This window comes from Pelomonas candidula, assembly GCF_043555985.1.
GTDB classification, from domain to species: domain Bacteria; phylum Pseudomonadota; class Gammaproteobacteria; order Burkholderiales; family Burkholderiaceae_C; genus Pelomonas; species Pelomonas candidula.
In genome coordinates, this window is record NZ_JBIGIC010000001.1 from 102,312 (window position 1) to 124,235 (window position 21,924).

A 21,924-nucleotide genomic window follows, 5' to 3' on the forward strand; every position below is an offset into this window, starting at 1 on the left:
CCGCGGGCCGCGTGAAGCAAAGCAGAGGTGCCCGCATGAACTCCAGTGACAACCTCGTGGACGAGTGGGTCGGCCACAACCTGCTGACCACCGACCCGGCGCTGCTCGCCGCGCTGCGCACCGCCGCGCCGCAAGCCATCGAGCCACTGACCCGCTACGGCGCGGAGCTGGGCAGCCCCGAGACCGCCCAGCTTGCCCGCGACGCCAACCGCTCGGGGCCGGTGCTGCGCCAGCTCGATGCGCGCGGCCGGCGCGTCGACGCGGTGGACTTCCACCCCGCCTGGCACGCACTGCTGGCGATGTATCGCCGCCAAGGCCTCGTCGCCGACGTGTTCGCCACCGACACGCCAGGCCGCTGGGCGCAGTTCGCGGCCGGCTGCTATCTGCACGGCCAGGTGGAAGCCGGCTCGCTGTGCCCGGCGACGATGACGCAGGCGGCCATCCCGGTCCTGCAGAAGCAGCCTGAACTGTTCGCCCCGCTGCGCGACAGGTTCTTCAGCCGCGAGCACGACCCGCTGGACCGGCCGCTGGCCGACAAGCCCGCCCTCTGGGTCGGCATGGGCATGACCGAGAAGCAGGGCGGCTCCGACCTGCGCCGCGTGACGACCACCGCCACCGAGCAGGCCGACGGCAGCTTTCGGCTAACCGGCCACAAGTGGTTCTTCTCCGCGCCGACCAGCGACGCCCACCTGGTGCTGGCCTGCACCGGCGCCGGCCCGACCTGCTTCTGGCTGCCGCGCTACACGCCCGACGGCGTGCGCAACGCCGTCCACGTGATGCGGCTGAAGGACAAGCTCGGCAACCGCAGCAACGCCAGCAGCGAGGTCGAGTTCCACGGCGCCTGGGCGCAGCGCGTCGGCGACGAAGGCCGTGGCATCCCGACGCTGATCGAGATGGCCGGCTACACGCGGCTGAACTGCGTCATCGGCAGCGCCGCGCTGCTGCGTGCGGGGTTCGTGCAGGCGTTGCACAACGCGCGCGAACGCCACGCCTTCGGCCGGCGCCTGGCAGAGCAGCCGCTGATGCAGACGGTGCTGGCCGACCTGGCGCTGGAGTCCGAAGCCGCGATGCGGTTGATGCTGCGCCTGGCGCGCGGCTTCGAGCAAGGCGAGCCGGCCTGGCAGCGGCTGATGACGCCGGCCGCCAAGCTGTGGGTCTGCAAGCGCGCGCTGGAATGCACCGGCGAGGCCATGGAGCTGCTGGGCGGCAATGGCTACGTCGAGGACGGCGTGCTCGCGCGGCTGTACCGCGAGGCGCCGGTCAATTCGATCTGGGAAGGCTCGGGCAACGTGATGGCGCTGGACGTGCTGCGCGCCATCGCCCGCGAACCGGACGTCGCGCTGGCTTTGCTGGACGAATTCGCTGCCAGCCCGGACGCGCCGGTGCAGGCCGAGGCCCGCGCGCTGCAACGGCTGCTGACCGGTGATCCCGCGGCGCTGGAACCGCAGGCCCGCCGCGTCGCACAGGGTTTCGTGCTCTGCGCACAAGCCGTTCTGATGCGCGAACAATCGTCCACGGCCGCGGCGGACGCCTTCATCGCGACGCGCCTGGGCGGCGATGGCCGGCTGATCGGCACGACGGCCGTGCCACAGGCGGCGCAGATCCTCGCGGCAGCGCTGGCCGGCTGAGCGCCAAGCGTGTCGGCCTCGTCCGACACGACGAGGCGCCGCCGGACTATGCGCAGCCGCCGCCCCTGCGGCGAAGCTCGACTGCGACATCCACCGGAGGCGACCATGGCCGACCACAGCACCCCCAGCCCGATGCCGATGCCGGCCGACACCCACAACCGCCCGCTGCTCTCCGCACTGACCCGCTGGTGGTCGTCCGCCTCGCAGCCCACGACGGACCCGGTTCTGGGCTACGAGTCCGCGCTGCCCTGGGTGCTGGACGACACGCCCGACGACGCCGGCCACCACCTGCGCTGACGAAACGACGACGGGCCCCGCGGGGCCCGTTGCTTCATCCCCCGCCCGGGGATTGCGGCCTCACTGGATGAGGCCGTTCTTCAGCGCGTAGTAGGTCAGGTCGCTGTTGGTCTGCAGCTTGAGCTTCTCCAGCACGCGCGTGCGGTAGGTGCTGACGGTCTTGACGCTGAGGAACAGTGCCTCGGCGATATGGCCCACGGTCTCGCCCTGGGCCAGCCGCAGGAACACCTGGAACTCGCGCTCCGACAGCGCCTCATGCAGCGGCTTGTCCGGCGCCGTGCCGCCGGTGCTGCCACCCACGACGCTGTCGGCCAGCTGCTCGGCCACGGCCGCGCTGATGTAGCGCCGGCCACGCGACACGAGGCGGATCGCGTTGGCGATCTCCTCCGGGTCGCATTCCTTGTTCAGGTAGCCGCTGGCACCCTGGCGCAGCAGCGTCGTTGCGTAGTGCGCCTCGGGGAAGCCGCTGAGGATGAGCACCGGCAGCTCCGGGAAGCGTGCCTTGATGGCGGCCAGCGCGTCCACGCCGCTCTGGTCGGGCATGGAGATGTCGAGCAGCAGCACGTCCACCTCACCCTTGCGCGCCATGTCCAGCGCCTCGTGGCCGCTGCTGCCTTCGCCGGTGACACGCAGGTCGACGTGGTCGGACAGGAACTGGCGCAGGCCGGTGCGCACGATGGCGTGGTCGTCAACGATGCCGATGCGGATCATGGAGGTGCCTGGTTGTTGCAAGTGACGCTTCAGCGTAGCAGCCCGCCGGGCGCACGCACCTAGGCCGGTGTCCTACAAAGATGACAGCCGTGTCCGACAGCCGGCCCCGCCGCGGGACTATCCCGGCGGATAACCGCGGCTCCGATAGTCGCTTCACGGCCCCAGCGCCGCGCCCCAACTCAAGAACAGGAGCCTCACATGCTGAACAAACCCATCCTGACCCTGGCCCTCGCCGCTGCCCTCGTCGCCACGCTGGGTGCCACCAGCGGCTGCGCCGTCACCCGCGATCAGGAGACCGTCGGCGCCTACGTCGACGACACGGCGCTGACCACGCGCGTCAAGGCCAAGTTCGCCGCCGACCCGACCGTCAGCGCCATGTCCATCGGCGTCGAGACGCTCAAGGGCACCGTGCAGCTGTCCGGCTTCGCCAAGAACGCCGACGAGAGGGCAATGGCCGAGAAGCTGGCCCGCGAGACCTCCGGCGTCGTCGCCGTGCGCAACGACATCGCCATCCGCCCCTGAAACCGGGAAAAGCGTCGCGCCTAGGACTAGTCCTACAGCGCGACGCGCTGCTGACGCTGCCGGCCCGGCGCCGAAGCAGTTCATACTTGCTCCCAACAACCCATACCGCTTTCGTCGGGCCATGCCAGCACTCAAAGCCTTCATCGTCGAAGACAGCCCGGTGATCCTGGAGAACCTGGTCGCCACGCTGGAAGAGCTCGCCCAGGTGGAGGTGGTGGGGTCGGTGGCCGACGAGGCCGGCGCGGTGCGCTGGATGAGCCGCGACCCCGACGCCAACGCTGATCTCTTCATCGTTGACGTCTTCCTGCGCTCCGGCACCGGCCTGGGCGTGCTGCAGGCGGCCCAGCGGCTGGGCGTGCGGGCGCGCCGCGTCGTGCTGACCAACTACGCCACCGAGGAGATGCGCCGCCGCTGCGCCAGCCTCGGTGCCGAACGCGTGTTCGACAAGAGCCGCGAGCTCGACGACCTCATCTCCTACTGCGTTGAGCTCTCAGAACCTCCCCGTTCCGCTGCCGCAGCCGGTTGAGCGACGCACGGTGCTGCGTCATCTCGACCCCTGGCTGGAAGGCGCCTCGCGCAACCGAGGCGTCGCCGTGGTGCTGGCTGCGCTGGCCGCCGCCGCCGTCATGGGCGTCAGCGAGGTCGCCTTCTGGGGCGCCGATCAGGCCCTCGCCCAGTCCCAGGCCCGCTATGTCGCCCGTGAAGACGGGCTGCGCCTGCGCGAACTGCTGACCAACGCCGAGACCGCCCAGCGCGGCTTCCTGCTGACCGGCCGGGAGGACTACCTCGCGCCGGTACAGCTCGCCGAGCACGAAGTCCCCACCGTGCTGCAACGCCTGCGCGGCCAGTACGAAAGCTCGGAATGGGCCGCGCTGGTGGCCGACGCCAGCCGCCGCGCCAACGAGAAGTTGTCGGAACTGCAACTGGTCATCAAGCTCTACCGCGACGGCAACACGCCGGCCTGGCAGGGCCTGGTGGAGAGCGACATCGGCCGCGAGAAGATGCAGGCCGTGCGCGAGGCCGTCAGCCAGCTCGACCGCCACGAGCAAAGCCAGATCGCCCTCGAGCGTGAGGCCGTCTACCGCTCGCTGACCTACGGGCGACTGGGCGTGCACGGGCTCACGCTGCTGAGCTTGTTCGGCCTGGCCGTCTTCCTGCGCCGCAACGAGGCCTTGCACAACGCGCGCCGCGAGCACGCCCGTGAGCTGGCCCAGGAGCGCGACCGGCTGGACCGCGAGGTCGTGCGCCGCACAGCCGAGCTGACCGAGCTGGCCCGCCACCTGCAAACCGTGCGCGAGGACGAACGCGCCCACCTGGCCCGCGAGCTGCACGACGAGCTCGGCGCGCTGCTGACGGCGGCCAAGCTGGACGTCGCCCGCATCCGCCGCATGACCAAGACGGCGCCCGACATCGACGAGCGCCTCAAGCACATGAGCGCGCTGCTGGACCAGGGCATCGCGCTCAAGCGCCGCATCATCGAAGACCTGCGCCCGTCGGCACTGTCCAACCTCGGGCTGATCCCGGCGCTGGAGATCCTGACCCAGGAATTCGCACAGCGCTCCGGCCTGCAACTGCAGCTGGAGCTGACCGACTGGCCGATGGACGACGGTGACCGCCTGGCGCTGTACCGCCTGGTGCAGGAGGCGCTGACCAACGTGCTGCGCCACGCCAAGGCCAAGCAGGTGCGCGTATCGCTGGGCGAGGCCGACGACTGGCTGCAGCTCAGCATCCGCGACGACGGCCAGGGCTTCAACCCCGAGGCCGTCGGCGCCGGCCACCATGGCCTGCTGGGCATGCGCTACCGCATTGAGAGCCTGGGCGGCACGCTGCAGCTGCTGTCCGCGCCGGGCCGCGGCACGCTGGTGCTGGCGCGGCTGCCGCGGCGGCCCGACATGCCCAAGGCCGAAGCCCCGCCCGAGACCGTGCCCGGCGCCCTGCCGCCGCCGGCCGAGCCGGCTGCCTGACGTCCTACACGCCGAGCCTGCAGGGGCCGACAACCCGCCCCCGCCCCGCCCACCACACTGGCGCTCCGGCCCTCGCCTTTCGCGAGCGGCCGGCACCCGCAACCGCCGCCAGGAGGGCCCCATGCAGTTTCCGAAATCCCTGCACGCCGAAGGCTGGCACGCGCACCTGCCGCATCTGCGCCTGTTCCACGCCCGCGGCGATGTGCGCTCGCCGCGCAGCCACCGCAGCCTGCACATCGCTGCGCTCGTCATCGCCGTGGCGTCGCTGACCGCCAGCGCCGGCCTGGCCGCCGTCGATGACCCGCGCCCGCTGGACGTGCAGCTCAGCACAGCCATGAGCCGCGCCAGCGAGACCCTGAAGGCCTGGCAGGGCCAGCTCTCCCACGGTCTGCAGGTCTCGCTGCGCGCCGTCGCCGACGGCCGCGACACGCCGCCGCGCCGGGCCCGCACGCTGCTGGCCGACGCGGCACCGGCCGTGAGCGCCGAGGCGGCATCGCCCGCCCGCCGCTAGCAAGGGCAGGCCTAGTAGACCGACGCCGGCGCCTCCGCCGCGGCCAGCAGGCCGTCCAGCGGTTCGGGCCGGTGCAGCAGGAAGCCCTGCACCTCGCCCACGCCCAGCCGCACCAGCTCCAGCAGCACCTCCGGCGTCTCCACGCACTCGGCCACCGTCGTCAGGCCCAGCGTGCGGGCCACGTCGACGAAGCTGCGCACGGCCACCTGGTCCAGCGGGTCGGTCATCAGCGCACGGACGAACTGGCCGTCGATCTTCAGCACGTCCACCGGCAGCGCCTTCAGGTAGCTGTACGACGAGGCGCCGACGCCGAAGTCGTCCAGCGCGATGCGCGCGCCCAGCGCCCGCATCTGCGTGATGAAGCGGGCCGCGTCGGCCAGCCGCGTGATGACGGCCGTCTCGGTGATCTCCAGGCACAGCGCCCTCGCACGCTCCGGGCCCAGCTGCTGCAGGAGCACGCGCGCCTCCTGGTGGAAGGCGGTGTCCTGCAGCGTCAGCCCCGACAGGTTGACCGACAGCGACGCGATCTGCGGCGGCCCCTCGCGCTGCAGCAGCGCCACCGCCTGGCGCAGCACCCAGCGGTCGATGCGGGGGGCGATGTGGAAGCGCTCGGCGGCGGGCATGAAGGCGGTGGGCGGCACGCGGCTGCCGTCGCGCTCTCGCAGGCGCAGCAGCAGCTCGCCGCGCAGCAGGCCGTCGTCCTCCGCGCCCTGGGCCGGCAGCACGCGCTGCAGGTCCAGCTCGAAGCGCCCCTCGTCCAGCGCCTGCTGCAGCCGCGTGGCCCAGCGGTGCTCGCTCTGGTGGGCGCGAAGCGTGGCGTCGTCCGGCGCCCACAGCTGCACGCGGTTGCGGCCCTGCTCCTTCGCGATCATGCAGCAGGCATCGGCCTCGCGCAGCGCGGTCTCGGCGTCCGGCCAGCGGCCATCCAGCGGCGCGACGCCGATGCTCACGCCGATGCGAAAGCGCTGCTCGCCGTCGGTGAAGCGGTACTGGTCCAGCGCGTCGCAGAGCTTCTGCGCCACGCGCTGGGCCTCGTCCAGCGAGCAGTTCTCCAGGATGGCGGCGAATTCGTCACCGCCCAGCCGCGCCACCGTGTCGCGACCGCGCACGCCGGCCTCCAGCCGTCGCGCGACCTCGCGCAGCACCTCGTCCCCAGCCGCATGGCCGCAGTGGTCGTTGATGAGCTTGAAGCGGTCCAGGTCGAAGGCCAGCAGCGCGTGGCGGCTGCCGTCGCGGCTGGCGCGCTCGAAAGTGCGCGACAGCCGCTGGCCGAACTCGGCGCGGTTGACGAGACCGGTCAGCGCATCGTGGCTGGCCCGCCAGCGGATCTCGTCGAACTGACGGCGCTGCTGCGTCACGTCGCGGAACACCAGCACGGCGCCGAACACGTGGCCGGCTTTGCCGCGGATGGGCGCGACCGAGTCGTCCACGGCGCGCCGCTCGCCATCGCGCGCCTGCAGCACCGCGCCGGCCGGCAGCTGCGTGGGCCGGCCGGTCGCCAGGCAGCGCCGGACCGGGTCGTCCAGCGGTTCGTCGCCCTCCTCGCGCCGCGCGACGAAGACGCGATGGGCCGGCTGGCCGCGCGCCTCGTCGGCCGTCCAGCCGGTCAGCCGTTGCGCGACCGGGTTGAGCCAGGTGACCCGGCCTTGCGCGTCGGTCGTCAGCACGGCATCGGCGATGGACTGCAGCGTCACCTGCAGCAGCTCGTGCTGCTCCTCCAGCTGCTGCTGCAGGCGGCGCTCCGCGCTGACGTCCCAGCAGACGCCCGACAGCCTCAGCGGCCGGCCGGCGCCGTCGCGCAGCAGGCGGCCCGAGCCGCGCAGCACGCGAGTGCTGCCGTCGGGCCAGGCGACGTGCCATTCGCCGTCCAGCTGCGGCCGGTTGCGCAGCGCGTCGGCCAGTGCCTGCAGCGCCGCGTGGCGATCCTGCGGGTGCAGGCGGCGGCGCCAGCCGGCCGGCGTGATGCGCTGGCCATGCGGCGCCTCGCCGTGCAGCCGCCACATCGCGTCGTCCCAGGTCAGCCGGCCCTGGCGGCAAGCCTGCAGGTCCAGCTCCCAGACGCCGATGCCACCGCCGTGCGTGGCCAGGTCCAGCCGCTCCAGCGTGCGTTCCAGCTCGGCGCGCAGGCCGGCCGGCTCGGTCACATCCTGCATGACGACGCCCACGCGCCGCTCGGCGCCCTCGCCGTCGGGCCCGCCGACGACGCGCAGCACGCGACCGCCACAGTGCAGCTCCACATCCCAGCTGCGGCCCTCGGCATCGGCCTGGCGCAGCGCCGCGTCCAGCATCGCCGCGCCGTCAGGCCCGAAGCGCTGCAGCAGCGCCGGCAGCGTCGGCACGTGGCCGGCGGGCAGGCCCAGCAGCTCGCAGGCCGAATCGGACAGCACCAGCGCCCCGGTCCCGGCCTGCCACTCCCACGCGCCGACGCCGGCCAGACGGCTGCAGCGCTCCAGGAAGCGCGCGTTCTGCGCCAGGGCCTGCTCGACGGCGGCCACGGGCTGGGGAGGGCTCATCGACATGCTCCAGGCCAGGGGAGCGGCAAGCTTGATGCCCAGCACCGCGGCGGCCTTGTAGGACAAGGCCTTGACTGCCCTTTGTTACAGCGCCACAGGCCAACCGCGGCCGCGTCCTGGCGTTCAATACCCGTCACCCCAAGAACAAGGAGTCCCTCATGAATCCGTCGCGCCACCTCCTTACCCGCTGGCTCGCCCCCGCCGCACTGGGCCTGGCCGGCCTGGCCGCGCTGCCGGCCCGGGCGGCCGACATCGGCGTGTCCATCGGCTTCAGCCAGCCCGGCGTCTACGGCCGTATCGACATCGGCCAGTACCCGCAGCCGGTGCTGATCGCGCCGCAGCCGGTCATCATCGGCCGACCGGTCTATCGCGATCCGGTCTACCTGTGGGTGCCGCCTGACCACCGCCGCGACTGGCGCCACCACTGCCGCGAGTACGGTGCCTGTGGCGCGCCGGTGTACTTCGTCGAGGACGGTTGGTACCGGCAGAACGTCGTCGTGCGCCACGACCGGGACCGCGAGCGCGACTGGCGCCGCGACGAGCGCCGGTACGACGAGGGCCGCGACCGCCGCGACCACGATCGAGACCGGGATCACGACCACGGGCGCGGCCACCGCGACTGATCCGGCGCAAAACGCCACGCAGCAACCGCAGTTCCGGCCACCGCGGTCAGGCGCCGCGGCCTACAGTCAGGTCAGCCCCTGACCCTTGGCCCGGATGCCTGACGCCGCCCCTTCCTCCCCGCTGACCCCACCGCCGGCCCCACGCCGGCCCTCGGCCTATGCCTGGCCCATGGCCCTGATGCTGGCGGCCTGCGGCGGCGGAGGCGGCTCGTCCACGGACGGCTCCGCCGCCACGCCGCCACCGGTGTCGGCAACGCCCAGCCCGCTGCCCATGCCGACGCCGGCTCCGGCCCCCGCGCCGACGCCCGCGCCATCGCCTGCGCCGTCCCCGTCTCCATCGCCCGCGCCGGCTCCCACGCCCACCCCGGCGCCTTCACCCACGCCCGCGCCATCGCCGGCGCCGACACCCACGCCTGCTCCTTCGCCGACACCGGCACCCAGCCCAACGCCGAGCCCCGCGCCAACACCCACCCCGCCGTCACCGCCGCCACCACCGTCCCCGGTGCAGGGCACCGTCGCCGCCGGCATGGCGATGTCCGGCGGCACGGTGCGCGTGCTGGACGAGACCGGCAAGGTCATCGCTTCGGGCAAGGCGGTTTCCGCGACCACGGGCGCCTACGGCCCGATCACACTGACCGGTGCGGGCCCGTTCCGCGTCGAGGCCTGCGGCACGGCGGGTGACCACGCACTATGCGTCTGGGGGGCGACAGCCGGCGGCACGCTGAACCTGACGCCGTTGACCAGCGCCGTCACCGTGCTGGCCAGCGGCCAGTCTCCCGAGGCGCTGCGGACCGGCGCGGTGCAGGGACTCGCCGCCACCGACCTCGCTGCGGCCCAGACCCAGCTGCGCAGCGTGCTCGCCTCGGCGCTGGCCGACGCCGGCCTGGCCGCCAGCTTCGACCTGCTGACCGGCGCGCTGACACCCGGCTCGCACACCGGCTACGACCGCCTGCTGGACACCATCGACGTGGGCCTGGGCCTGGACACCAAGGCCTACGTCACGCTCGGCACGGCGCTGGGCAGCGGCTGGGCCTACCTGGAGCCGGGCACGACGACCGGCAGCCTGAGTACCGATGCGTCGGCTTCACGCGTCGACCCCGCGGGTGTCGACAGCCTGTTCAAGTCGCTGGGCGCAGTCATGCCCTTCGCAGCCAAGTGCCCCAACGCGACGACGGGCCTGACGCCGCTGCTGGACACCAGCGTGCGCGCCAGCGCCGACTTCCTGCAGCCGGCCTTCTCCAACGTGGCCCAGGCCACCCAGGTGCTGTGCGGCCACATGGCCGGCCTGCTGGTGGGCGACACCGAATCGCTGGAAGGCGCCACGCTGCTGCCGACCGTGCCCAGCCGCTGCGATTTCTCGGGCACGGACCCGGTCTGCCGCGTCAAGCTGATCTTCAAGACCACCGTGGCCAACGGCACGACGCCCAAGGACGTGCTGCGCCAGATCGGCATCGACCAGGTCGCGGTGAGGCGCGCCGGCGGCTGGCTGCTGATGGGCAACCGCCTGGAGGTGCAGGCCAGTGCCGTGGCCCGGCTGGTGCTGGCGCGCCGCGTCGACCAGACGGCCCCCGACGTCTACAACCGCTACCTGGACCTGCGCATCCCGGCCTGGTCCGGCCTGCAGTGCGCCCGCGCCAGCCAGAAGGACACCAGCGGCAACGATGTGCCCCTTGCGCTGTTCAAGCCGGCGAGCGGCGCCACCTACCTGAGCCTGTGGAGCGTCAGCAGCGCGGACGCCACGCCCAGCCTCGACCCGGCCAATGGCGCGACGCGCGGCACCGACCTCTTCACGTTGCCCGTGCCCAACGGTGCGGCGGGTGACACGACGGCGCGCAATTTCGTGCGCGCCGGGCGCAACGTGAAGGTCGAGCTGTTCAGCGACGCCGCCTGCAGCACGCCGCTGGCGGGTGCAGACGGTGGCTCGGTCAGCATCGCCGTGGCGGGGCAGTTGCCCCTGGTCGCGTCCAACATGGCCGGACTGCCCTGGCCGGCGCTAGCAACCGCCGCCACCACAGCGCTGACCGGCCTGAACGGCGCCGCCAAGGCCAAGCTCACGTTCGCGCCGACCTGGACCTTTCCGCGTGCCGACGCCGTGCCCAACCGCGCCCAGCTGTGCACGACGGACACGACCTGCGGCAGCAAGCTCGCCGACCTGGAGCTGGCCCCGTCGGCCTTGACCGCCGCGCTGAACCCCACGCTGGGCACGACCGCGCTGCAGGCCGGCGACTACAAGCTGCTGCGCATCACCAGCCGCACGGCGGATGGCCTCGTGCTGCAGCTGGACGCGGCGTCCTGCACGGCGCAGGTGGCCGGCCAGTCCTGCTGACGCGCACGGCGCCTCAAGCCGGCTTCACGCGCTCGGCCACGAAGCTCCGGTAGGAGCGCAGCGGGCGGCCGAGCAACTGCTCCAGCTTCTGCTCCGCACCGTCCTGGGCGAGCTGGCCCAGTTGCTGGATGCGGCTCAGCATCAACCGCAGGTCGTAGGCCATCCAGCCCGGCGCGTGCCGTGCCAGCTGCGCCTCGAAGGCCTGCACGTCGTCGCCGGCGTAATGGACGTCGCGACCCAGCGCCTGGCTCCAGATGGCAGCGGCCTGCATGCCGTTGACGACCTCCGGCCCCACCACTTCCAGCATCAGCCGCGGCAGCGGCGCGGGGGCGCGATCGCGGCGCAGCAGCTCGGCCACGGCGATATCGGCGATGTCGCGTGCATCCACCATCGCACAGCCGACCGCGCCGATGGGCATGGGGAACACGCCGTGGTTCTCGACGACCGGCTGGATCTGCACGTCGTTCTGCATGAAGTAGGCCGGACGCAGGATGGTGGCCGGCAGGTCCAGGCTGTCGATCATGCGTTCCACCGTGTACTTGCCGGTGAAGTGCGGCACGTCGGTGTAGAGGTCGGCATTGATGACCGACAGGTAGACGATGCGCTGGATGCCCGCCTCGCGGGCCACGTTCAGCGCCTGCAGCGACTGCGTCACCTCGTCGGCCGCGAGCGCGTTCAGCAGGAACAGCGTGCGCACGCCCGACATAGCCTGGCGCAGAGAGGCCACGTTGGTGAGGTCGCCCACCGCGCGCTTCACGCCGGCAGGCAGCGCCGCCTCCGGCTTGCGCACGAGGGCGGTGACGTCTGCGCCCTGGCTGGCGAGACCTTGGACGACGAGGGAACCGATGGTGCCGGTGGCGCCGATGACGAGGATGCTCATTTGAAGACTCCGTGATTCGGAAGGGTTGTGGGAAGGAACGGAACGAAAGATAGGCTGTTGCACTTCATAAACACAGTCGCCAAAATCAAGATTCACTGTCTTGAATTCAGAACACATGGACCTGAACGCACTGGCGGACTTCAACCTGGTGGCCACGCACGGCGGCTTCGGGCGGGCCAGCCGCGCCAGCCGGCGCTCCAAGGCCACGCTGTCCCGCCGCGTGGCGGACCTGGAGGAACAGCTGGGCGTGCGCCTCATCGAGCGCAGCACCAAGGGCCTGGAGCTGACCGAGGCCGGCCAGCTGCTGCTGGCCCGCACCGAGGGCCCGATGCACGAGGTGACCGACGCCATCACGGCGGCCCGCGAGGGCACCGGCACGGTCAGCGGGCGGCTGCGCATCGCCGCGCCCGTGCTGTTCGCGCAGCTGGCGATGGGGCGGCTGGCGGCCGAGTTCCGGCGCCTCTACCCCGACGTCACGCTGGACGTCGTGTCCGAGGACCGCCTGGTGGACCTGGTGGACGAGCAGTTCGACGTGGCCATCCGCCCCAACCCGCGGCCGGACACGGCGCTGGTCGGGCGCTGTTTTGCGAAGGACCGGCTCGTCGTGGTGGCCGCGCCCTCCATCCCGATGCCGGCTGCGGGGCCGACACCGGTGCGCGTGGACGCCATCGTCAACGCCCACCGCGACGGCGACACCTGGGCGCTTGACGGCAGCAGCCTGGCGCTCGAGCCGGTGCCCGTGCTGCGCCTGTCGTCCATGCTGATGCTGCGCGACGCCGCCCTGGCCGGCGCGGGCGTGACCCGGGTGCCGCGGTCCATCGTCTGGCAGCAACTGGCCAGCGGCGCGCTGGTGCAGTGGGGTGAGACGGGCCCGGCGGTGGAGCTGTGGGTGCTGCACACGTCGCGGCGGCTGGCCAGCCCGAAAGTGAAAGCATTCGTGGACTTCATGGCGGCCCGCTACCCGGACGGCTCGCTCGCGCTGAGCGGCTGAGCCGCTTGCCGCGCCGCCCGCGTTCTTCTACGCTGGGCCATCCACACGAGGAGACTCCGATGAGCGCCAGCCTGGACCCGCGAGTGAGCACGATCCGCACGGTCGCGCTGGTCGGCCCTGCGGCGGCCGGCAAGACGCTGCTGCTGGACGCACTGCTGGCGCACGCCGGCGCCATCCCGCAGGCCGGCAGCATCGAGCGCGGCAGCACGGTGTCAGACCACGATCCGCTCGAAAAACGCCTGGGCCACTCGCTGCAGTCCAGCCTCGCCCACTTCACGCACGGGGCATGTCGCGTGCATGCCATCGACACGCCCGGCGCGCCGGACTTCGTCGGCCAGGCCCTGCCCGCGCTGGAGGCGGCGGATACGGCGCTGGTCGTCATCAACGCGCAGAACGGCATCGAGCTGATGGCGCAGCGCATGCTGCAGGCGGCGGGTGAGCGCGGCCTGGCACGGCTCGTCGTCGTCAACAAGATCGACGCGCCCGACGTCGATCTGCCCGGGCTGCTCGCGCAGCTGCGCGAGGTGTTCGGCAAGGAATGCCTGCCGCTCAACCTGCCCGCCGACGGCGGCCAGCGGGTCGCCGACTGCTTCTTCGCGGCCTCGGGAGAGGCCGATTTTTCGTCCGTCGCCGAAGCGCACCGTGCGCTGGTTGAGCAGGTCGTGGAAGTGGACGCCGCCTTCGTCGACCGCTACCTGACCGACGGTGACGTCGACCCGAAGGAGCTGCACGCACCGCTGGAGCAGGCGCTGCGCGAGGGGCACCTGATCCCGGTCTGCTTCTGTTCCGCCAGGACCGGCGCCGGCGTCGGCGAGCTGCTGGCAGCCATCGAGGCCCTGATGCCCAACCCGGCCGAGGGCAACCCACCGCCCTTTCTGGAAGGCAAAGGCACCGAGCCGGCGCCCTACCCCGCCACGCCCGACCCGTCGGCCCATGTGCTGGCCCATGTCTTCAAGATCGTCGCCGACCCCTACCTCGGCAAGATGGGCGTCATGCGCGTGCACCAGGGCCGCGTCGCCAAGGGCGGCCTGCTGTTCGTGGGCCACGCGCGCAAACCCATTCGCGTCGGCCATCTGTTCATGCTGCAGGGCCCGAAGCACGTGGACATCGACGAGGCGCTGCCGGGCGACCTGTGCGCCGTCGCCAAGGTCGACGACATCGCCTTCGACGCTGTGCTGCACGACGCGCAGGAGGACGAGCACATCTTCCTCAAACCGCTGGACTTCCCGACGCCCGTGCACGGCCTGGCCATCAGCCCGGCGCGGCGCGGTGACGAACAGAAGCTGTGGGAGGTGCTGGCGCGGCTCGTCGACGAGGACCCCTGCCTGCGCATCGAGCAGGCAGGCGAGACCCACCAGACCCTGGTCTACGGCCTCGGCGAGCTGCACCTGCGCCTGCTGCTGGAGCGCGTGCGCGAGCTCTACAAGGGCGACGTCGTCACCGAGCCGCCACGCATCGCCTATCGCGAGACCATCTCGGCGCCGGCGGAAGGCCACTACCGCCACAAGAAGCAGAGCGGCGGCGCGGGCCAGTTCGGCGAGGTCTACCTGCGCATCGAGCCACTGGAGCGCGGCGCCGGCTTCGAGTTCGTCGATGCGGTCAAGGGCGGCACCATCCCCGGCCAGTTCATGCCCGCCGTCGAGAAAGGCGTGCGCTCGGCGCTGGCCAGCGGCGTCATCGCCGGCTACCCGCTGATGGACCTGCGGGTCGTCGTCTACGACGGCAAGCATCACTCGGTGGACAGCAAGGAGATCGCCTTCGTCACGGCCGGCCGCCGCGCCATGATCGAGGCCGTGCGGGCCGCGAAGCCGCTGGTGCTGGAGCCCATCGTGCAGGTCGAGATCACGGCGCCCGAGCACGGCATCGGCGACATCACCGGCGACCTCGCCTCACGCCGCGGCCAGGTCAACGGCACGCGTGCCGCCGTGCCGGGCAGCCTCATCGTGCAGGGCCTGGCGCCGCTGGCCGAGCTGGCCAGCTACCAGACGCGTCTCAACGCGATGACGGCCGGCGAGGGTCGCTACACGCTGCTGCTGTCGCACTACGAGGCCGTGCCGCCCCACACGCAGACCGCGCTGGTGGGCGCCTACAAGGGCGGCGACGAGGCGGAGTGAGTTCGTTGCCTCGCTGAGCAACGCGCCTTGCCCTGGGCCTGCCGCACGCCGAAGCGGCAACAACTCTCACGCGGGCGCTCCGTGAGCCGAAGGGCTGGTGAACGGAGATTTATCATTCACCCCTATGTCCCCCGCCCCCCGCGATGTTGCCCAGGTCCGCCTGGACAACGCGATGCGGCTGTTCGAAGAGTTCGTCAGCGCCACCGTCAAACACCCTGATGCCGCCACCCTGCGCGGTCTGGAGAGGCGCTTCGCGGAGCGCTTGCAGATCCAGCCCAGCTACTGGAGCCAGATCAAGGGCCGCTCGCGCCAGATCGGCGAGCGGCTGGCACGCCAGTTCGAGCAGCTGTGCCACAAGCCGCCCGGCTGGATGGACCTGGAGCACGGCAGCATGGCCATTGCCGCTGCGCCCTCCAGCACGGCACCTGCGCCGGCCAACGTCTCACCCAGCCTGCCGCAGGACGACGACGAGCGCTTCATCGTCGGCCTCGTGCTGACCTACTACCGCCGCCACCCGCAGCGCGCCCGCACGCGGCTGCTGGACCTGCTCGGCGAGGTGCTGACGCCCGAGCCCGCCGCGCCGCCGCCGCCCAAGCCGTCCGCACCCAGCCCGCAGGCCGAGTTGGACGAATGGCGCCAGCTGCAGTCGCGCATCGCGCCGCTGAAAACCAAGAAACGCTGATCCTTGCGCGCATCCGTCATTGGACGGCGCCACCCCTCCACGTTAGGGATGTTGGATAAAAGCTGCTTGCGCAAGAGCAACGTTTGTTTATCATTTGCGCAAGTTGTGACGCCAGAAGTCCTCGGCATCACAGCGACGCCAGCACCCCAACGCCCCTGACCGCCCGGCCCGCCTGCCTCGAGCGCAGGCCCCGGGCACCCCTCCCTTTTCGCGCAAAAGCCAGGCCCGCCCGGGTCGAGCCGCTGCATTGCCCGCCGCCCGCGCGCGGCGCCCACCGGAGCCTTTCATGCCCCAGTTCACCTCTCCCCGCCCGATGCGTATCCGCACCGCCAAGCCGCGCAATCCGCTCGTGGCCCCGGCGCTCAAACGCCAGGCCGGCCGACATCAGAGCCCCAACGACGCCCATGCCCTGCGCCAGCAGGCCCGGCTGGAGTTGCGACGACTGCTGCGCGACCGCTTCCCCGACGACAGCCCCTGACACGCCCGCGCTGACCGCCCTCTCATCCATGTCATGAGGGCCGGCCAGCGCGCAAGGAGACCCTCATGAGATTGATCGAGTTGAGCGGCCCCGACGCCGCCGAAGCCCACGCCGCCTGGGCCCGCCGCTGGAGCCGCATCAAGCGCGCCGCCCGCGCGATCCGGCTGGTGTTCTCGCCCGCCTACCGCCAGCGCCGCCGCGCCCGCAGCCAGCTGGAGTTCTACGCCGAAGCCGGCGCACCCGAAGGCGCGCTGTATGTCGACGGCCAGCTCGTCGCCCAGCTGGACGGCGTGCGCAGGCTGTGAACTGATGCCCTAACCGGGGCCTCATGCGATGAGCATGGGGCCCCGCATCGGCCTAGCATCAGCGCATGTCCGACCGCCTGCGCCTGACCGCTCCGCTACCCAGCCTGGATGCCTGGGTGGAGGCCTTCGCGCGCGCCGAGATTCCGGTGCTGACCGAGACGGCCGAGTCTCTGGAGCAGATGCGTGCAACCGAGGACGATGTCGACGCCAACGGCCTCGGCGAGATGATTGCCGCCGACCCGCTGATGACGCTGAAGGTGCTGGCGCTGGCCAGCGAACTCAGGCGCGGTCGCAGCATCGGGCTGCAGGCCGACCCCGAGACGCCGACCGCGGCACTGGTGTTGATGGGCATCTCGCCCTTCTTCCGGGCGTTCGGGCCTCAGCCGACGATGGAGGACGTGCTGGCCGACCATGAGCAGGCGATCCTGGGCCTGTCGCGCGTCATGCAGCGCGCCGAGCGGGCGTCGCGCTACGCGCTGGGTTTTGCGGCCCACCGCGCCGACCCCGACGCCGCCGTCATCCACAGCGCCGCGCTCCTGCACGATTTCGCCGAGATGCTGCTGTGGGTACACGCGCCCGACCTGGCCCTGCAGATCGCCGCGCTGCAGGACGCCGACCATGCGCTGCGCAGCGCCGCCGCACAGCGCCAGGTGCTGGGCATCGAGCTGGCGGACCTGGAGCAGGCGTTGATGAGACGCTGGCACCTGCCCGAGCTGCTGACACACATCACCGACGACAAGCACGCCCGTGACCCGCAGGTTCGCTGCGTGCATCTGGCCGTGCGCCTGGCGCGGCACACGGCCCGGGGCTGGGACGACGCGGCCGTGCCGGACGATCTGCACGACATCGCCGAGTTACTCAATCTCAGCGAGTCGCACACCCTCAAGCTGCTCCACGAGTTCGACTAGTCAGGCCGCGTCCAGCATCTGGCTGAAGAACTTCTCGCCGCTGACGCGCGGCTTGTAGGCCGACACGGCCTTCGCGATGGCCGCGATGTGATCGGGCGTCGTGCCGCAGCAGCCGCCGGCGATGTTCAGGAAGCCGGCCTGGGCGAACTCGCCGACCAGGCGTGCCGTCACGTCGGGCGTCTCGTCGAAGCCGGTGTCGCTCATCGGGTTGGGCAGGCCGGCGTTGGGGTAGCAACTCACCGCCACGTCGCCCGCCACCTTGGCCAATTCCTCGATGTAGGGCCGCATCAGTGTCGCGCCCAGCGCGCAATTCAGGCCCACGGCGATGGGACGGGCATGGCGCACCGAGTGCCAGAAGGCGGTGACCGTCTGGCCCGACAGGATGCGGCCGGATGCGTCGGTCACCGTGCCGGAGATGATGACGGGCAGCCGCTCGCCGGTGTCCTCCATCAGCTCGTCCAGCGCGAAGATGGCAGCCTTGGCGTTCAGCGTGTCGAAGATGGTCTCAACAAGGAAGACGTCGGCGCCGCCTTCCAGCAGGCCCCGTGCCTGCTCGTAATAGGCCGCGCGCAGCGTGTCGAAGTCGATGTTGCGGGCGCCGGGGTCGTTGACGTCGGGGCTGATGGACGCAGTGCGCGGCGTCGGGCCCAGGGCGCCGGCCACGTAGCGCGGCTTGGTCGGCGTGCTGAACTTGTCGCAGGCGGCGCGGGCCAGCTTGGCGGCCGCGACATTCATCTCGTAGGCCAGGCCGGCGAGGTCGTAGTCTTCCTGCGCGACGGACGTCGCACCGAAGGTGTTGGTCTCGATGAGGTCCGCCCCGGCAGCGAGGTACTGCTCGTGGATCTCGGTCAGCACATCGGGACGCGTGAACATCAGCATCTCGTTGTTGCCCTTCAAGTCCTTGTGATGGTTCTTGAAGCGCTCGCCGCGGTAGTCGGCCTCGGTGAGCTTGTAGCGCTGGATCATGGTGCCCATCGCGCCGTCGAGGATGGCAATACGGTTCTGCAGCAGGGCCGGCAGGCCCTGGGCTCGGGTGTAGGCGATAGGCTTCATCCGGGCATTTTCGCAGCCCGGTGAAAACCTTTGCTGAAATGGCCGGCCGTCAGGTGGCCGTGCGCAGGAAGTAGAGGTTGGCGCTTGAGCGGGCCAGCAGCACGATGCCGCGCAAGGCCGGCACGTAGCGCATGCGGTTGTTCATGCCGCTGCCATTGTCCGGCGACGCTGCTACCTTGACGCTGCCGGCACTGAGCAGGCTCATGTCCCAGGTGTTGGTGTCGTTGGGCTGGATCACATAGACGCGCCCGGCCGCACTGCCCTGGCCGGCATAGAACAGGAAGCGATCGTTGTCCGGGTCGTACTCGAGTGCGGCGTAGGTCGGCTTGTCGGCGAGCCACTGCGTCAACGCGGCACTCGAGTTGAAGGTGACCGTGGTTTGCCGTCCGGTCGCCAGGGGCACACGGCTGGCAACGATGCGTTGCGGATCAAAGCCCTGCCCATCGCCCCATTGCAGGCAGAACAACTGTCCACGGCGAGAGTCGTAGGAGATGGGCCAGCGCACGGAGTCACCGTTGGCGCTGGTCAGCAGTTCCGTCCACTTGCGGTCCACCGGCGACCACTTTTTCAGCCCGGTGCTGATGACTTCGCCCGTCGAGCGGACCTGCGCCGCACCGTAGTAGCCCACCGGCATGTCGGCGAAGGTGCCGGCCGGGTCCCACTTGTTGGTATCCAGGTTGAAGGCGTCGACCTTGGGGAAGCTGACGGCCGCGCCGTAGGCTTCCCGAGTGCCGAAATGCATCAGCCGGTTCACCTGGGGCACGAAATGCAGCTGGCTGTAGCTGTGCCGCGACGTGGGCGTGCCGTCGGCGTAGTAGGCGACGTCGGTCGCGACGGTCTTGCTGGCCGCCAGGCGCACCGTCCATGCGGGGGTGTCGGCGGCGAGGCTCAGCGACACGACCCGGTTGTCGGCGGAGTCGCTGTGGCCGCCGGCACTGGCGATGAGGACTTCGCTCGTCAGCTCGTTGATGGCCATGCCGCTGTAGGCCTCGATCGCGGCACCGCCCGCACCCGAGGTGTTGGGGATTTCGAACCATTCACCCACGGGCTTGCCCGCCAGCCAGGCCGGCGTGAGGCGGTTCGGGGCCACCGACCAGACCGGTGCGAGGTTGAAGGCGTCGCGAAGTGCGGGGTAGTTGCTGGCCGACGTCAGGCGCTGGTAGGCCGCGATCGCGCCGGTCACGCCATGTCTCAACGCATAGGCCAGTGCTGTCGTCAGGTTGCCCCAGGCCGCACGTTCACCGGGCAGGATCTCACCCGCCAGCTTGCCTTCGACGGTCCCGAACCAGCTCGGCACGGAGGCGTACGTGGCGGCGTAGACCGCGGCGTCGTCGGCATACCAAGGCCCGGTGCCACCCTTGAAATCCGCGACAGCAACCGGCGTGATGCTCATCGTGTAGTTGGCCGCATTGACGTACCAGAAGCCCGTGGACGGCCCCAGGCGCATGATGGCGCTGCGCGCCTTCCAGCGGAAGAAGGCATCGTGCTTCGCGGTGGTGTCGGCCGACACCGGCAGCCCCATCGCCAGGGAATAGCCGAACGCTGCGGTCACGAAGTCCTGCTGCCACGAGGCACCGAACTGCATCTGGTTGGTGTAGCCCTCGCCGGGCAGGATCCAGCCGAACGGGTTGTTCTTCTGCGCCACGTAGGTCGCATGGAAGAAGTCGATGTTGGACTGGACGCAGTTGATGAACTCCTGGCGCAAGGTGCTGTCGTTGTCCGGCGTCACGCTCAGCGCCTGCACCAGCGCGCGCCACTGCCAGGCACAGGAGCGCGTCTGCCAGGCGTTGAAGCAGGTCTGGACCAGCCCCAGCCCGCCGCGGCGCATGTTGGGGTCGTCGGACTTGGAGAGGTAGTTCAGCGTTGCCGCGAACTGCACCTGCTCCATGAAAAACCAGCGGCCCGTCAGCAGGTAGGCCATGTAGCCGACAGACGGGCTGTGGGCGCAGTCCCACTTGCGCGATTGCGTGCCCGACGGCGCGGGCGTGTACTGGCTCAAGGTCGAGCCTCCCACATCGCTGACGCGGCTGGCGGCGTTCAGCACCAGGTTGGGATATTGGGAAAAGCGGATGGGGCGCTGAGTCTTCTCGTCGCGGTAGAACAGCGGGTAGCGGCCCGCGGCGTAGCCATTGCGGATGACGGCCGCGAAGGTGTTGCTGCTGTCGCAGGTCAGGTAGAGGACGTCGTGTTGCGGCAGCAGGCCGATGGGCTCCTGGTAGCCGGTCGCCGGCATGGAATCGCCGTCGTAGTTGAAGTTGGCCGGGTCTAGCGGCGAAAACGTCGTGACCAGCGCCTGCGCGACGCCTGCGGTCGAGGCCACCCGCGCGCTGTAGGTCGGCACCTGCTCGGTGGCCTGCAGGTAGGCCAGGTCGTGGCGCGGTGTCACGCCGGGGTCGTCGCCCAGCCAGTAGGACAACGCCGTGCCGCTGATCAGCGGCGTGCGGCAGTGGTGGGGCAGGTCGATGGCAGCCGAGAACAGCTGGGTACTGCCCAGCTTGAAGGTGTAGGTGGCGGCCTTGTTGGTCGGGCCCGCGACGTTCAGGTAGCCGTTCTCGATCCAGGGCAGCACCTCGACGGCGCCGCCGGCGAACAGCCGCACCTCCAGCCACGCCACGAGGTGGGCGTCGCTGCCGAAGGGCTTGCGGAAGATCCAGGACGACATCTGCGGGCCGCTGGCCCAGGTGGTCTGCGGCGCATCCCAGTCGGCGGCACCGAAACTGGCCGAGCCGAGAGAGCCGGCGTCGAACGCGGCGGTGATTCCGGTCTTCTTCAGATCGGCCAGACCCAGGGCCGTGGCGGTGGACGTGACGGCGTCGATGCGGCGCAGGCGCACGGTCAGCACCGTGTTGGCGGTCACGTCGACCGTGCCAGCCAGTTGGGCAAACTTCAGCGACCCGTTCGGATAGGTGGACCGTGAAATGACCTGCACGCCGTCGATGCTCGCGCCGACGCCGCTGCCCGCCGGGATGTCACCACGGCGGAAGGCGAAGCCCAGGCAGAACGGCGCCTTGGCCACGGTCTTGGTACTGACCAGGCTGAACTGCATGGCGCCGGTGAAGAATCCGAGCGACACACCGGCCGGCACGGGCGAAGGAGCCGGCGCGGGCGTGGGAGCTGGTGTGGGCGCGGGCGTCGGGGCCGGAACGGGAGGCGGGGGCGGAGACGCTGTGGCGTCGGCCCCGGGAGTTGCACCCGAGGCCGTGCTGTCGGCCTGTGCCAGGTTGTTGCCACCACCACAACCGATCAGCGGCAGGCCGCCACCCACGGCAGCGGAATACTGAAGGAACTTGCGGCGTTGGGCGTCGATCATGGCAAAACAATCCTGCGCAGCGGGAGAGCGGCACTGCGGCACTACAGGGGAAAGAGCGGCATTCTGACGGCGGCTTGCCCTGGCCACCGTGGCCAAACGTTACGAGCC

At 70.9% G+C, this 21,924-nt stretch carries 20 protein-coding genes; 14 read left to right on the top strand and 6 right to left on the bottom strand.

The features are described from left to right. Positions 1–35 precede the first annotated feature (35 nt). Positions 36–1,628 (top strand): acyl-CoA dehydrogenase family protein, encoded by a 1,593-nt coding sequence (locus tag ACG04R_RS00510; RefSeq protein WP_394405516.1) that lies wholly within the window; start codon positions 36–38, stop codon positions 1,626–1,628. 105 nt (positions 1,629–1,733) lie between these two features. Then, positions 1,734–1,925 carry a hypothetical protein gene (locus tag ACG04R_RS00515; RefSeq protein ID WP_394405518.1) on the top strand — a complete coding sequence of 64 codons (192 nt, stop codon included), beginning with the start codon at positions 1,734–1,736 and terminating at the stop codon, positions 1,923–1,925. 60 nt (positions 1,926–1,985) lie between these two features. Here ACG04R_RS00515 and ACG04R_RS00520 read toward each other — a convergent pair whose 3' ends face one another. Beyond that, on the bottom strand, positions 1,986–2,636 hold the full coding sequence (locus tag ACG04R_RS00520; RefSeq protein ID WP_394405520.1) for a response regulator: 651 nt from the start codon (positions 2,634–2,636) through the stop codon (positions 1,986–1,988). 198 nt (positions 2,637–2,834) lie between these two features. Here ACG04R_RS00520 and ACG04R_RS00525 point away from each other — a divergent pair, with 198 nt between their 5' ends. The 4 genes from ACG04R_RS00525 to ACG04R_RS00540 all read left to right on the top strand — a co-directional run bounded on the left by ACG04R_RS00525 (position 2,835) and on the right by ACG04R_RS00540 (position 5,633). Further along, complete coding sequence (locus ACG04R_RS00525; RefSeq protein WP_394405522.1) at positions 2,835–3,158, top strand: BON domain-containing protein; 324 nt, start codon at positions 2,835–2,837, stop codon at positions 3,156–3,158. 121 nt (positions 3,159–3,279) lie between these two features. Continuing rightward, the gene (locus ACG04R_RS00530; RefSeq protein ID WP_394405524.1) at positions 3,280–3,684 is read left to right on the top strand and encodes a response regulator transcription factor; all 405 of its coding nucleotides are present in this window, start codon (positions 3,280–3,282) and stop codon (positions 3,682–3,684) included. Then, entirely contained in the window at positions 3,641–5,122 is a 1,482-nt protein-coding gene (locus tag ACG04R_RS00535) for a CHASE3 domain-containing protein (RefSeq protein WP_394405525.1), read from the top strand. The genes ACG04R_RS00530 and ACG04R_RS00535 overlap by 44 nt, the downstream gene beginning before the upstream one ends. Positions 5,123–5,243: 121 nt before the next feature. Beyond that, positions 5,244–5,633, top strand: coding sequence for a hypothetical protein (locus ACG04R_RS00540; RefSeq protein ID WP_394405527.1), 390 nt, complete (start codon positions 5,244–5,246; stop codon positions 5,631–5,633). Between the two features lie 11 nt (positions 5,634–5,644). On the opposite strand, the gene ACG04R_RS00545 is transcribed toward ACG04R_RS00540, so the two are convergent. Beyond that, positions 5,645–8,212 (bottom strand): EAL domain-containing protein, encoded by a 2,568-nt coding sequence (locus tag ACG04R_RS00545; RefSeq protein WP_394405529.1) that lies wholly within the window; start codon positions 8,210–8,212, stop codon positions 5,645–5,647. 92 nt (positions 8,213–8,304) lie between these two features. Between ACG04R_RS00545 and ACG04R_RS00550 the strand changes: the two genes are divergently transcribed. Then, positions 8,305–8,769 carry a hypothetical protein gene (locus tag ACG04R_RS00550; protein ID WP_394405531.1) on the top strand — a complete coding sequence of 155 codons (465 nt, stop codon included), beginning with the start codon at positions 8,305–8,307 and terminating at the stop codon, positions 8,767–8,769. Between the two features lie 156 nt (positions 8,770–8,925). On the opposite strand, the gene ACG04R_RS00555 is transcribed toward ACG04R_RS00550, so the two are convergent. Further along, the gene (locus ACG04R_RS00555; protein WP_394405533.1) at positions 8,926–9,297 is read right to left on the bottom strand and encodes a hypothetical protein; all 372 of its coding nucleotides are present in this window, start codon (positions 9,295–9,297) and stop codon (positions 8,926–8,928) included. On the opposite strand from ACG04R_RS00555, the gene ACG04R_RS00560 reads away from it, so the two are divergent. Further along, positions 9,272–11,095, top strand: coding sequence for a hypothetical protein (locus ACG04R_RS00560; RefSeq protein WP_394405534.1), 1,824 nt, complete (start codon positions 9,272–9,274; stop codon positions 11,093–11,095). The genes ACG04R_RS00555 and ACG04R_RS00560 overlap by 26 nt on opposite strands. 13 nt (positions 11,096–11,108) lie before the next feature. Here the strand turns inward: ACG04R_RS00560 and ACG04R_RS00565 are convergent, their stop codons facing one another. Next, positions 11,109–11,975 carry an SDR family oxidoreductase gene (locus ACG04R_RS00565; RefSeq protein ID WP_394405536.1) on the bottom strand — a complete coding sequence of 289 codons (867 nt, stop codon included), beginning with the start codon at positions 11,973–11,975 and terminating at the stop codon, positions 11,109–11,111. Between the two features lie 115 nt (positions 11,976–12,090). Here ACG04R_RS00565 and ACG04R_RS00570 point away from each other — a divergent pair, with 115 nt between their 5' ends. The 6 genes from ACG04R_RS00570 to ACG04R_RS00595 all read left to right on the top strand — a co-directional run bounded on the left by ACG04R_RS00570 (position 12,091) and on the right by ACG04R_RS00595 (position 17,453). Continuing rightward, on the top strand, positions 12,091–12,966 hold the full coding sequence (locus ACG04R_RS00570) for a LysR family transcriptional regulator (RefSeq protein WP_394405538.1): 876 nt from the start codon (positions 12,091–12,093) through the stop codon (positions 12,964–12,966). A 59-nt stretch (positions 12,967–13,025) separates the two neighbouring features. Continuing rightward, positions 13,026–15,080 (top strand): elongation factor G, encoded by a 2,055-nt coding sequence (gene fusA, locus ACG04R_RS00575; protein WP_394405539.1) that lies wholly within the window; start codon positions 13,026–13,028, stop codon positions 15,078–15,080. A 124-nt stretch (positions 15,081–15,204) separates the two neighbouring features. After that, on the top strand, positions 15,205–15,762 hold the full coding sequence (locus tag ACG04R_RS00580) for a hypothetical protein (RefSeq protein ID WP_394405541.1): 558 nt from the start codon (positions 15,205–15,207) through the stop codon (positions 15,760–15,762). A 313-nt stretch (positions 15,763–16,075) separates the two neighbouring features. Continuing rightward, on the top strand, positions 16,076–16,240 hold the full coding sequence (locus tag ACG04R_RS00585; RefSeq protein WP_394405543.1) for a hypothetical protein: 165 nt from the start codon (positions 16,076–16,078) through the stop codon (positions 16,238–16,240). A 65-nt stretch (positions 16,241–16,305) separates the two neighbouring features. Continuing rightward, positions 16,306–16,545, top strand: a complete 240-nt coding sequence (locus ACG04R_RS00590) for a hypothetical protein (protein ID WP_394405545.1) — start codon at positions 16,306–16,308, stop codon at positions 16,543–16,545. 65 nt (positions 16,546–16,610) lie between these two features. Further along, positions 16,611–17,453 carry an HDOD domain-containing protein gene (locus ACG04R_RS00595; RefSeq protein ID WP_394405547.1) on the top strand — a complete coding sequence of 281 codons (843 nt, stop codon included), beginning with the start codon at positions 16,611–16,613 and terminating at the stop codon, positions 17,451–17,453. Here the strand turns inward: ACG04R_RS00595 and ACG04R_RS00600 are convergent, their stop codons facing one another. Further along, positions 17,454–18,506, bottom strand: coding sequence for a homocysteine S-methyltransferase family protein (locus ACG04R_RS00600; RefSeq protein ID WP_394405549.1), 1,053 nt, complete (start codon positions 18,504–18,506; stop codon positions 17,454–17,456). A gap of 49 nt (positions 18,507–18,555) precedes the next feature. Next, entirely contained in the window at positions 18,556–21,816 is a 3,261-nt protein-coding gene (locus ACG04R_RS00605; protein ID WP_394405551.1) for a hypothetical protein, read from the bottom strand. Between the last annotated feature and the right edge of the window lie 108 nt (positions 21,817–21,924).